This is a genomic window from Streptomyces sp. AB3(2024) (assembly GCF_041862025.1).
Classification (GTDB): Bacteria; Actinomycetota; Actinomycetes; order Streptomycetales; family Streptomycetaceae; genus Streptomyces.
This window is the reverse complement of the sequence record NZ_JBGWAB010000038.1, coordinates 47,924-59,113: the sequence shown is the minus strand read 5'-3', so window position 1 is coordinate 59,113 and position 11,190 is coordinate 47,924. Positions and strand designations below refer to the sequence as shown.

Annotated in this window: 9 protein-coding genes and 2 pseudogenes; 5 read left to right on the top strand and 6 right to left on the bottom strand. The window is 69.0% G+C overall.

The window, feature by feature from the left end:
- The 4 genes from ACEPPI_RS17545 to ACEPPI_RS17530 form a co-directional block, all read left to right on the top strand.
- The coding region (locus ACEPPI_RS17545) for a potassium-transporting ATPase subunit KdpA (protein ID WP_373916156.1) at positions 1-373 on the top strand (373 nt) is incomplete at its 5' end.
- On the top strand, positions 370-2,508 hold the full coding sequence (gene kdpB, locus ACEPPI_RS17540) for a potassium-transporting ATPase subunit KdpB (RefSeq protein ID WP_373916155.1): 2,139 nt from the start codon (positions 370-372) through the stop codon (positions 2,506-2,508). The genes ACEPPI_RS17545 and kdpB (ACEPPI_RS17540), both read left to right, overlap by 4 nt.
- Positions 2,509-2,516: 8 nt before the next feature.
- Positions 2,517-3,194: a potassium-transporting ATPase subunit C gene (locus ACEPPI_RS17535; RefSeq protein WP_373916154.1), complete on the top strand. Its 678-nt coding sequence runs from the start codon at positions 2,517-2,519 to the stop codon at positions 3,192-3,194.
- 97 nt (positions 3,195-3,291) lie between these two features.
- Positions 3,292-3,978 carry a response regulator gene (locus ACEPPI_RS17530; RefSeq protein WP_373916153.1) on the top strand — a complete coding sequence of 229 codons (687 nt, stop codon included), beginning with the start codon at positions 3,292-3,294 and terminating at the stop codon, positions 3,976-3,978.
- Between the two features lie 127 nt (positions 3,979-4,105).
- On the opposite strand, the gene ACEPPI_RS17525 is transcribed toward ACEPPI_RS17530, so the two are convergent.
- The 6 genes and pseudogenes from ACEPPI_RS17525 to kdpB (ACEPPI_RS17500) form a co-directional block, all read right to left on the bottom strand.
- Positions 4,106-4,471 (bottom strand): iron chaperone, encoded by a 366-nt coding sequence (locus ACEPPI_RS17525; RefSeq protein ID WP_373916152.1) that lies wholly within the window; start codon positions 4,469-4,471, stop codon positions 4,106-4,108.
- A 246-nt stretch (positions 4,472-4,717) separates the two neighbouring features.
- Positions 4,718-5,731, bottom strand: a pseudogene (locus ACEPPI_RS17520) (amino acid permease); the annotation flags it as partial.
- Positions 5,732-6,089: 358 nt separating this feature from the next.
- Positions 6,090-7,328: a serine hydrolase domain-containing protein gene (locus ACEPPI_RS17515; protein ID WP_373916151.1), complete on the bottom strand. Its 1,239-nt coding sequence runs from the start codon at positions 7,326-7,328 to the stop codon at positions 6,090-6,092.
- Between the two features lie 71 nt (positions 7,329-7,399).
- Positions 7,400-7,777 carry a DUF1048 domain-containing protein gene (locus ACEPPI_RS17510; protein WP_373916150.1) on the bottom strand — a complete coding sequence of 126 codons (378 nt, stop codon included), beginning with the start codon at positions 7,775-7,777 and terminating at the stop codon, positions 7,400-7,402.
- Between the two features lie 2 nt (positions 7,778-7,779).
- A complete protein-coding gene (locus ACEPPI_RS17505; protein WP_373916149.1) occupies positions 7,780-8,112 on the bottom strand; it encodes a PadR family transcriptional regulator in 333 nt (110 codons plus the stop codon).
- 113 nt (positions 8,113-8,225) lie between these two features.
- Positions 8,226-10,376 (bottom strand): potassium-transporting ATPase subunit KdpB, encoded by a 2,151-nt coding sequence (gene kdpB / locus ACEPPI_RS17500; protein ID WP_373916148.1) that lies wholly within the window; start codon positions 10,374-10,376, stop codon positions 8,226-8,228.
- A gap of 620 nt (positions 10,377-10,996) precedes the next feature.
- On the opposite strand from kdpB (ACEPPI_RS17500), the pseudogene ACEPPI_RS17495 reads away from it, so the two are divergent.
- Positions 10,997-11,170: pseudogene (locus ACEPPI_RS17495) on the top strand (potassium-transporting ATPase subunit C); the annotation flags it as partial.
- Between the last annotated feature and the right edge of the window lie 20 nt (positions 11,171-11,190).

Sequence of the window (11,190 nt, the reverse complement as noted above, 5' to 3'; positions counted from 1 at the left end):
CATGGCCCTGCCCACCCCGCCCCACTCCATGCTGAACTCCGGCGCGCACGGCTTCTCCGAGGTCCTCTACGCCTACACCTCCGGAGCCAACAACAACGGCTCCGCGTTCGCGGGACTGAACGCCGACACGCAGTGGTTCAACACCACCATCGGCCTCGCCATGCTGCTCGGCCGGTTCCTGCCCATGGTGTTCGTCCTCGCTCTGGCCGGCTCGCTCGCCGAGCAGAAGCCCGTCCCCGAGACCGCGGGCACCCTCCGCACGGACAAGCCGCTCTACGCCGGCCTGCTCGTCGGCACGATCCTCATCATCACCGGTCTGACCTACTTCCCGGCGCTCGCGCTGGGTCCGCTCGCCGAAGGGCTGGCGTCATGACCTCCGACACCAGGAAACAAGAGGACGTCATGTCGACCGTGACTCCGACCCGCGCTCCGCACCAGGACGTACCCACCGGCCAGAAGCCGGAAGGCGGCCGCGTCGGCGGAGGGCTGTTCGACCCCAAGCAGCTGCTGAAGTCCTTCCCGGACGCCGTCCGCAAGCTCGACCCCCGGATCATGATCAAGTCCCCGGTCATGTTCGTGGTCCTGGTCGGCTCGGTCGTCACCACCGTGCTGGCCGTCAAGGACCCGACGGACTGGTTCGGCTGGGCGATCACCGCCTGGCTGTGGCTGACCACCATCTTCGCCAACCTCGCCGAGGCCGTCGCCGAGGGCCGCGGCAAAGCCCAGGCCGACACCCTCCGCAAGGCCAAGACCGACTCCGTCGCCCGTCGCCTGACCCAGGACGGCAAGAGCGAGGAGTCCGTACCGGGTACCGACCTCAAGATCGGCGACCTCGTCGTCTGCGAAGCCGGCGACATCATCCCCGGCGACGGAGACGTCGTCCAGGGCGTCGCCTCCGTCGACGAATCCGCCATCACCGGCGAATCCGCACCCGTCATCCGGGAGTCCGGCGGCGACCGCAGCGCGGTCACCGGCGGCACCAAGGTCCTCTCCGACCGCATCGTCATCAAAATCACCACCAAGCCCGGCGAAACCTTCATCGACCGCATGATCGCGCTCGTCGAGGGCGCCGCCCGGCAGAAGACACCCAACGAGATCGCGCTCAACATCCTGCTCGCGTCCCTCACCATCGTGTTCCTCCTCGCCGTCGTCACCCTCCAGCCCTTCGCGATCTACGCCGGCGCCGAACAGTCCATGATCGTGCTCACCGCCCTGCTGGTCTGCCTGATCCCCACCACCATCGGCGCCCTCCTCTCCGCGATCGGCATCGCCGGCATGGACCGCCTCGTCCAGCGCAACGTCCTGGCCATGTCCGGCCGCGCCGTCGAAGCCGCCGGCGACGTGTCGACACTGCTGCTCGACAAGACCGGCACCATCACCCTCGGCAACCGCCAGGCCGCCGAGTTCGTCCCGGTCAAGGGCACCACAGAGGCCGAACTCGCCGACGCGGCGCAACTGTCGTCGCTGGCCGACGAGACGCCCGAAGGCCGCTCCATCGTCGTCCTGGCGAAGGAGAAGTACGGACTGCGCGAACGGCACCAAGGCGAACTCGCCCACGCCGAGTGGATCGCGTTCACCGCCCAGACCCGCATGTCAGGCGTGGACGTCGACGGCCGCAAGGCCCGCAAGGGTGCGACCGGTTCGGTCATCTCCTGGGTGAACGAGCGCGGAGGATCCGTCGCGGACGACGCCCAGGCGCTCACCGACACGATCTCGCAGGCGGGCGGCACCCCGCTGCTCGTCGCCGTCGAGGACGAGAACGGCGCCCGGGTGCTGGGTGTCATCCACCTCAAGGACGTGGTCAAGGAGGGCATGCGCGAGCGGTTCGACGAGCTGCGCCGCATGGGCATCAAGACCGTCATGATCACCGGTGACAACCCGCTCACCGCCAAGGCCATCGCCGAGGAAGCCGGCGTCGACGACTTCCTCGCCGAAGCCACCCCCGAGGACAAGATGGCCCTCATCAAGCGGGAGCAGGCCGGCGGCAAACTCGTCGCCATGACCGGCGACGGAACCAACGACGCCCCCGCCCTCGCCCAGGCCGACGTGGGCGTCGCCATGAACACCGGCACCTCGGCCGCCAAGGAGGCCGGGAACATGGTGGACCTGGACTCCAACCCCACCAAGCTCATCGAGATCGTCGAGATCGGCAAGCAACTCCTCATCACCCGCGGCGCCCTCACCACCTTCTCCATCGCCAACGACGTCGCGAAATACTTCGCGATCATCCCCGCGATGTTCGCCGTGGTCTACCCGGGCCTCGACAAGCTCAACATCATGGGCCTGCACTCGCCCCAGTCGGCGATCCTGTCCGCCGTCATCTTCAACGCGCTGATCATCATCGCCCTCGTCCCGCTCGCCCTCAAGGGCGTCCGGTACAGGCCGACCAGCGCCGACAAGATGCTCCGCCGCAACCTCGGGCTGTACGGCGTGGGCGGTCTGATCGCCCCGTTCATCGGCATCAAGCTCATCGACCTCCTGATCACCCTCATCCCCGGAATCGGCTGATACCCGCCATGAACAACTCCGTAGGCAACACAGCACGTCTGATCGGTGCGGGCCTCAGGGCCCTGCTCGTCCTGACGATCGTGTGCGGCGTGCTCTACCCCCTCGCCGTCACCGGGATCGCCCAGGCCCTCTTCAACGACAAGGCCAACGGCTCCGAGATCAAGGACAAGAGCGGCAACGTCGTCGGATCCTCCCTCATCGGGCAGACCTACAACCTGCCCAAGCAGAACCCCGACGACGCCGAAGAGGCCGCCAAGCCGGACCTCAAGTGGTTCCAGCCCCGCCCCTCCAACGGACTCGGCACCAACAGCGTCAACACCCAGTACTCCCTGATCCTCTCCGGCGCCACCAACAAGGCCGGCGACAACCCGGACCTCGTCAAGCTGGTCACGGACGCCAAGGAGGCCGTGGTCACCGACAATTCGACGGCGACCTACAAGGTCAGGCCCCAGGACGTACCGGCCGACGCCGTCACCTCCTCCGGCTCCGGCCTCGACCCGAACATCTCCCCCGCCTACGCCGAACTCCAGATCCACCGGGTCGCCGAGCGGAACGGCCTCGACGTCAAGCAGGTCAAGGAACTCGTCGCCGATCACACCCAGGGCCGCACCCTCGGCTTCATGGGCGAACCCCGCGTCAACGTCCTCGAACTCAACACCGCCCTCAAGGCACTGACCGACAACTGATGGTTCGCCTCTCACGAGCCGGGAGCCGGCAGGGCGCGGAATGCTCGCGTCTTGCCGGCTCCTTACGTGCCCGCATCGAAGGAAAGGCTGCACACCAATGACCCGGGTGCTGGTGGTGGAGGACGATCCCCAGCTCGTCCGCGCACTCAAGATCAACCTCCAGGCGCGCAAATTCGACGTCGAGGAGGCTCCCGACGGCAGCTCCGCCCTGCGGCTCGCAGCAGCCCGCAAACCCGACGTCATCGTCCTCGACCTCGGGCTGCCCGACATGGACGGCATCGACGTCATCAAGGGGGTACGGGGCTGGAGCCGCGTACCCATCCTCGTGCTGTCCGCACGCCACACCTCGGAAGACAAGATCCGGGCCCTGGACGCGGGCGCCGACGACTACGTGACGAAACCGTTCAGCATGGACGAGCTCCTGGCCCGGCTCCGCGCGGCCACCCGGCGGCAGGCGGATCCGGAGCAGCGGACCGGCGACATCACGCTGGTGACGACCGACGGGTTCACCATCGACCTGCTCGCCAAGAAGGCCAAGCGCGGCGACCTCACCGTGCGGCTCACCCCGACGGAGTGGCACCTGCTGGAGATCCTCGTCACCCACCCCGGTCACCTGGTCTCCCAGAGCCGGCTGCTGCTCGAAGTCTGGGGCCCGACCTACAGCGACAACACAAACTACCTGCGTGTCTACATGGCCCAGCTCCGGCGGAAGCTCGAAGCGGACCCCTCTCACCCCCGGTACCTGATCACGGAACCGGGCATGGGCTACCGCTTCGAACCCTGAACAGCGACAGGACGGTCCGGGCGAAGGCCCCCGCCGCCGCCGAGGGCGCGCGGCACGTCGTGCGGCTCCGCGAGCCGGCCACACCGTCTGGAGGGACACACCGAGACGCCGGAGCGCGCCCCTGCCGTCAGCAGGTCTTGCCCGGGGCAGCCGCGACAGCCCTCAGCAGGTCTCGTACCAAGTCGAAATCGATGTCCCCCGGCTTGCGGAACCGCAGACAGCCCTTGCCCATGTCCTGCCCGGCCAGCCGCTCCTCGAACGCCTCCCGGACATCGCTCCGCATGAGGTAGAAGGAGACGTACTGCTTCTGACTGGCGAAGGCGATCTCGGCGGCGCCCTCCCGCTCGTAGGCGGGCATGCCGTACGCCATGACCTCGTCGAACCCCTTGAGCTCGGCCCGGCACAACCGCCTCAGCCTGGTCAGGGCGTCCCTGCGCCCGTCCGGCACCTCGGCCAGATACCCGTCGACGTCGCCCGCACCGCTCCGCACCATGCTGTGAGCCTAGTCCAGCCCCGGGTGACGATCCTTTCGAACACGGTCCGGTGCGGGTCATCGCGCCGACGCGCAGTCGGGGAGGAAGAGGATCCCCGCGAGGGCCGTGCCGCGGATCCCGCCCGGGTCGACGCCCGGCCGGGCTCCGGCCGGCTCAGCCGTCGTCGCCGCGCCTCACCGTGCGGTCGGTCTTCAGGTCGTCGAGCTGCTCCTGGACGCGCTGCAGCGTGTCGGGGCAGGAGACCTTCAGCAGGAGCGCCTCCGCCTGGACGGCGCCGCGGTCGGCGATGACGGGCCGCTGGCCGGGGCCGGTGGCACCGTTGGAGAGGTTGATCTTCCACAGGGCCGACTTGAGGGCGGACGCCGGGTCCTCACAGACGATGCCCCCGTCCTCGCCGAGCGCCCGCGCCAGGGCGTCCGGCTCCGCCGCCGGGGTGCGCCGGCTCGGCTTGCGCATGCGCAGGCACAGCCAGTGGTGAACACCGAGGTGCCGCCGGACCCGGAGTAGTTGACGATCACCGCGACGGACGCCAGCACGGTCGCGGCGACCACCCCGAACGCCGGCACGCCCTTGGCGGACAGCTGCTTGAACCGTGCGGGCAGCAGCCCGTCGTGCGTCGCGGCGAGCGGCATCTCCGCGCAGATCATCGTCCAGCCGTTCAGCGCGCCGAGCCCGGAGATGATCACGGCGACGGCCATGACGTTCCCGGCCCAGGTCCCACCGAAGATCACGTTCGCGGCGTCCGAGAACGGCGCGGTGGAGTCCTTCAGCCGCGCGGCCGGCAGAATCCCGAACACCGCGACCAGCGAGAGCATGTACACCACGGCCGTCGCCAGCGTCCCGATCACGGTGGAGCGCGGGATGTTGCGATCCGGATCGCGCACCTTGCCCGCGGCCACCGCGACGGTCTCCACCCCGAAATAGCTGAACAGGCCGATCGCCATGCCGCCGCCGATGGCGGCGACGGTGCCCTCGCCGCTGATGTTCGCCGGGCTGTGGTTCGCCCCGTCCACGAAGAACAGTCCGACGGTCGCCATGAACGCCAGCGCCGCGAACTTCAGCACCGTGGTCACCACCTGCACCAGGCCCATCTGCCGCACCCCGACGAGGTTCACCCACGCGGACAGCCACAGCCCGGCCAGCACCAACAGGACCGAGAAGAACCGGTTGTGCCCCTTGTTCAGGAACACCTCGGCGTACAGCACCCAGCCGACCGCGATCGCCGCGTTGCCTGCCCACGCGCTGATCCAGTACGAGCACGCGCTGAAGAATCAACGCGGTGGCGACCCTCAGCCCGAAACTGCGCTGATCCGAGCCGGCGGGCCGCGGCGGTCCACTGCCGTCGCCCGACGCGTTCGGAGCCGCCATGGCCCTCTCCCGTCGCTCCGAGAACGCCGGGCCGCCCCGACACGGGCGATCCAGGCCATGCGCCGAGCTTCGACACGCCACGCGCACCACGCAACAGCACGAGGACGGGGCGTGCGCCGCCCGGGTGAACCCGGGCGACGTCCGGGTGAGCCGCCCGCACCGACACCACAGTGTTACGGCGCCGACAGCGCGGAGCCTGGTCGAGGTCGTCCGGCGCGAGACCGGGCCGACCTCGGCCAGGACGACTGGTCAGTCGTCGATCGCCTGGTAGAGGGTGGTCCAGAAGTCGCTGATGAGCCGCGCCGAATCCGGAGTGGACATCCCGGTCTGGGTGAGGAGGATGCCGACGAGCCCGTTGTCCGGGTCGGCGTACGTGGTGGTGCCGGTTCCGCCGTCCCAGCCGAACTGGCCGATGGGCGCGTAGTCGCCGCGGTACGTGCGCACCGCCATCCCGAAGCCCCAGCCGCCGTGCTGCCCCTGGCCGTGTGACAGGTGGACGAGCTTGCGGGCTCGGTCTTCCCGGTCGGCCAGCTGCTCGGCGGGGAGGCGGTTGGTGGTCATGAGCTCGACGGCGGGCCGGGACAGGATCCGCCGGTCGCCGTGCGTCCCGTGGTTGAGCAGCATCCGGAAGTAGGCGTGGTAGTCGTCGATGGTGGAATCGAGCCCTCCCCCGCCCGACTGGAACGCCGGGGGCCGGCTGTGGTGTCCCCCTTCGGCCTCGTCCGCCACGGTGAACTCTCCGGTCTGCGGATCGGGGGCGTACAGGGGCGGCAGCCGGTCGATCTTGTCGGCGGGCACGTGGAACCCCGTGTCCTTCATCCCCAGTGGCTCGAAGACGCGCTCGCGCAGGAACGCCTCGAACGACTGGCCGGTGACCCTGGCCACCAGCACTCCGAGCACGTCGTCGCCGACGTTGTACAGCCACCGCTCCCCGGGCTGGTGCATCAGCGGGAGCGTGCCCAGGCGGCGCATCCACTCGTCCGGCTCCGGCGCCGGCAGCAGCCATCCGTCCTCCTGGCCGTACACCCCCCGCTCGAAGAGCGCGCCCATGATCGGCGAGGTCGGCGCCGTCAGGTCCAGCCCCAGCCCGAGCGTGGAGGTGAGCAGGTCCCGCACGGTGATCGGACGCCGCGCCGGCACGGTGTCCTCCAGCGGGCCGTCGGCCCGCCTCAGGACCTGCCGGTCGGCGAGCTCGGGCAGCCACCGGTCCACCGGGTCGTCCAGGCGTATGCGGCACTCGTCCAGCAGGGCCATCGCCGCGGCGGACGCGACCGGCTTGGTCGTCGAGGCCATCCGGAAAATGGTGTCCCGGCGCATCGGTAAACCGCCTTCATGGCGCATCGTCCCGATCGCTTCGACGTGTGTCTCCTCGCCCCGGCTCACCAGGGCGACGAGCCCGGGGATCCTCCCGGACTCCACGTGCCGTAGCAGCACCTCGCTCAGCCTGCGCAGTCCTGCTTCGGAGAAGCCTTTGTTGCCGTGTTCCACTGTGAATCCCCCTGTTCAGTCTGTTCGATCTCGTCGCCGTTTCGCCGTTTCGCCGTTTCGCCGTTTCGCCGTCAGACCGTCCCGTCCTCTTCGGCGGCGGCGTGCTCGATGTCGTCGGTGAGCCGCTTGCGCGCACGGGCGGGGACGTACCCACCGTCCGAGTAGTTCTGGGCGAAGGTCTCGACGAACTCCACCGGGTCCTCCCCGACGATCTCGCGGACCGGCGTGCCGTCCACGGCGGCCCGCTCGAACAGGTCCGCGAGGTCCTCGAACATCGATGCGTTGCTGTCGGCGTCGACCGGCACGAAGTGCATCAGGTGCCGCTCGATCGCCTCGACGGCCGCGCGGTACCCCCCGGGCAGCTCCTTGACGCGCGCCTTGTACGCCCTCCACCGCTTCTTGGGCCCGATCACCTTCGCGATGATCCCGCTCTTCTCGACCTCGGACATGACTACCCGCCCTCCCCTTCACGGAGCTGTTCCAGTCGTTCCGCGAGGAAGCTCCACGTCCCCCAGAACTCTTCGAGATATTCCCGCCCCTGGGCGTTGAGGGAGTGCACCTTGCGGGGCGGCCCCTTCTCCGAGGCGACCTTCTCCACGTCGACGAGACCACGCTTCTCCATCCTGATGAGCAGCGCGTAGACGGTCCCCTCGGCGATGCCGGAGAAGCCCTGCTCCCTCAGGCGCGCCGTGATCTCGTACCCGTAGGCGGGCCTGCCGGCCAGTGACGCGAGGATGATGCCCTCCAACGTGCCCTTGAGCATCTCGGTCAGCAGTTTGGCCATGGAACGCCTCCTCCCCGAGCTATTAAGCGTCGTTGACTACTGGTATACCGTAACGCTGACTACCAGTACTTAGCAAGACGGATTAGCAGGGAAGGAGGAGGCGTCCCGGACGCTCATCCCATGCCGGGGATGTGGGAGACCAGCAGGTCGATGAACTTGATCCCGAGGAACGGCAGGACGAGCCCGCCCAAGCCGTAGACGCCGAGGTTGCGGCGCAGCAGGTCATGAGCGGAGGCGGGCTTGTAGCGGACGCCGCGCAGGGCGAGCGGGATGAGGGCGACGATGATCAGCGCGTTGAAGATGATCGCCGAGGTGATCGCGGACCGGGGGCTGCTCAGGCCCATGATGTTGAGGGCTTCGAGGCCCGGGTAGGCAGCCGTGAACATGGCGGGGATGATCGCGAAGTACTTGGCGACGTCGTTGGTGATGGAGAAGGTGGTCAGGGCGCCGCGGGTGATGAGGAGCTGTTTGCCGATCTCCACGATGTCGATGAGTTTGGTGGGGTTGGAGTCCAGGTCGACCATGTTCCCGGCTTCCTTGGCGGCGGAGGTCCCGGTGTTCATGGCGACGCCCACGTCGGCCTGGGCCAGGGCGGGGGCGTCGTTGGTTCCGTCGCCGGTCATCGCGACGAGCTTGCCGCCGGCCTGCTCCCGCTTGATGAGGGCGAGCTTGTCCTCGGGTGTGGCTTCCGCCAGGTACTCGTCGACGCCGGCCTCGGCGGCGATGGCGCGGGCCGTCAGCTCGTTGTCGCCGGTCACCATGACCGTACGGATCCCCATCCGGCGCAGCTCCTCGAAGCGCTCCCGGATCCCTTCCTTGACCACGTCCTTGAGGTGGATGATCCCGAGCACCCGCGGCCCGTCCCAGTCGTGGACCGCCACGAGCAGGGGCGTGCCCCCGGACTCCGACACGGTGGCCGACCAGGCCGGCGCCTCCGGTGGTACGGTGCCGCCCCGCATCGTCACCCAGTCGCAGACCTGAACGGCCGCGCCCTTGCGGATGGCGCAGCCGGCGCCGTTGTCCCAGCTCAGGTTGACGCCGCTCATCCGGGTCCGGGCGCTGAACTCGGTGAACCGCGGATTGCTGAGGTCCTCCGCGGCGGCCGGCTGCAGCCCGTACTGCCGGGCGAGAGCCACGACGGAGCGGCCTTCGGGAGTCTCGTCGGCGAGCGAGGACAGCTGGGCGGCGTCCGCCAGCTTCGCGTGGCCGACGCCGGGCAGGGGGATGAAGGCCACGGCCTCGCGGTTGCCGAGGGTGATGGTGCCGGTCTTGTCGAGCAGCAGGGTGTTCACGTCTCCGGCGGCCTCGACGGCACGTCCGCTCATGGCGATGACGTTGCGCTGGACGAGCCGGTCCATGCCCGCGATACCGATGGCCGACAGGAGGGCACCGATCGTGGTGGGGATGAGGGTGACGAGGAGGGCGACCAGGACGGTCGTGGACTGTGGGGCGTGCGCGTAGGCGGCCATGGGCTGGATCGCGACGACCACGAGGACGAAGATGACGGTCAGGGCGGCCAGCAGGATGTTCAGTGCGATCTCGTTCGGGGTCTTCTGGCGGGTGGCGCCCTCGACCAGGGCGATCATCCGGTCGATGAAGCTGTGCCCCGGACGTGAGGTGACCCGCACGACGATCGCGTCGGACAGCACGGTCGTACCACCGGTCACGCCGCAACGGTCGCCGCCCGATTCCCGCAGCACGGGCGCCGATTCGCCGGTGACGGCCGACTCGTCGACCATCGCGGCCCCGTCGACGACGTCGCCGTCGGCCGGGATCAGCTCGCCGGCCTCGACGAGGACGAAGTCGAAGGGCTGGAGCTCGGCCGGCGTGACCACCTCGGTCTCGGCCCGGTTCAGGTTCGCCCCGTACGTCCAGTGGTTCAGCCGCACCGCGACCGTGTCCGTACGTGCCTTGCGCAGTGATTCGGCCTGGGCGCGGCCCCGCCCCTCGGCGACGGCCTCGGCGAGGTTGGCGAACAGGACCGTCAGCCAGAGCCAGACGCTGATCACCCAGGTGAAGACGGAGGGGTGGATGAGCGCCGAGAGCGTGGTCAGAACGGATCCGACGGCGACGACGAACAGCACCGGCTTCTTGACCAGTTCGCGGGGGTGAAGCTTGCCGAAGGCCTCCCGTGCGGAGGCGGCGAGGAGCTCGGGGTCCACCACGTTCACCTGGCCGGACCGTTTTCGGGACGGTCGATTGGTCGGGTTCCGCGGAGGTGTCCCGAGACCCGGAGGAATGTGCTGCGCAGCGGCGGGAGGCATGAAGCGACCTTCTGGATGGGTTCGAGGTGGCAGCCCTGGCAGCTCGTGGCCAGGATGCGGAAGAAGGGTGCCGCCGCCGGGGACTGTCTCCATGGACCCCCTCGGCCGTCATGTGAGTGATTTCGAGGTCCCCGGCGGCGCAACAGGCAGGAAACTACTGCCCGTTCCACCAGGAGCCTCCCAGCGGGCGCGGGAATTGGCACCTCCTTGACGGCGGCGCACGGAACGCGTCAAACCGCCGTGAGAGCAGCGTCAACACCGGCCGCGGCCAGGACCAGCACGCTCGACTCCCGCCCGTAAGCGACGGGCGCCATCGCATCCGGGGAGAGCGCGGCCGGCCCCTTGAGGGCGGTCAGCCGGTGGCGTTCGCCGCCATCGGTACGCGGGCCGCCGGAGCGGGCCCGTCCGGTGGCCGTCGCGCCGGCCGCGCAGGCCGGCTCCGCCCTGGATACGGCCGGCCCGTTCCACCAGACCTGACCGGGCCTGACCGGGCCTTTTCCGGCGCCTCCCGTAAGGGTGACGTTAAGAGTTCCCGCGCGCCCGTATGGACCCCGTCAAGGCGTCTTAACGCCGGGATGAAGACACGGTTATCTCGTCATCGGCCATCTGGCCGATTCATTTCCTACGCCGAACTCCAGATCCACCGGGTCGCCGAGCGGAACGGCCTCGACGTCAAGCAGGTCAAGGAACTCGTCGCCGATCACACCCAGGGCCGCACCCTCGGCTTCATGGGCGAACCCCGCGTCAACGTCCTCGAACTCAACACCGCCCTCAAGGCACTGACCGACAACTGATGGTTCGCCTCTCACGAGCC

What these genes read in the sequence shown, in the direction of transcription:
- kdpB (WP_373916155.1), top strand. Translation starts at nt 370, where the DNA reads ATGACCTCCGACACCAGGAAACAAGAGGACGTCATGTCGACCGTGACT.
- ACEPPI_RS17535 (WP_373916154.1), top strand. Translation starts at nt 2,517, where the DNA reads ATGAACAACTCCGTAGGCAACACAGCACGTCTGATCGGTGCGGGCCTC.
- ACEPPI_RS17530 (WP_373916153.1), top strand. Translation starts at nt 3,292, where the DNA reads ATGACCCGGGTGCTGGTGGTGGAGGACGATCCCCAGCTCGTCCGCGCA.
- ACEPPI_RS17525 (WP_373916152.1), bottom strand. Translation starts at nt 4,471, where the DNA reads ATGGTGCGGAGCGGTGCGGGCGACGTCGACGGGTATCTGGCCGAGGTG.
- ACEPPI_RS17510 (WP_373916150.1), bottom strand. Translation starts at nt 7,777, where the DNA reads ATGTCCGAGGTCGAGAAGAGCGGGATCATCGCGAAGGTGATCGGGCCC.
- ACEPPI_RS17505 (WP_373916149.1), bottom strand. Translation starts at nt 8,112, where the DNA reads ATGGCCAAACTGCTGACCGAGATGCTCAAGGGCACGTTGGAGGGCATC.
- kdpB (WP_373916148.1), bottom strand. Translation starts at nt 10,376, where the DNA reads ATGCCTCCCGCCGCTGCGCAGCACATTCCTCCGGGTCTCGGGACACCT.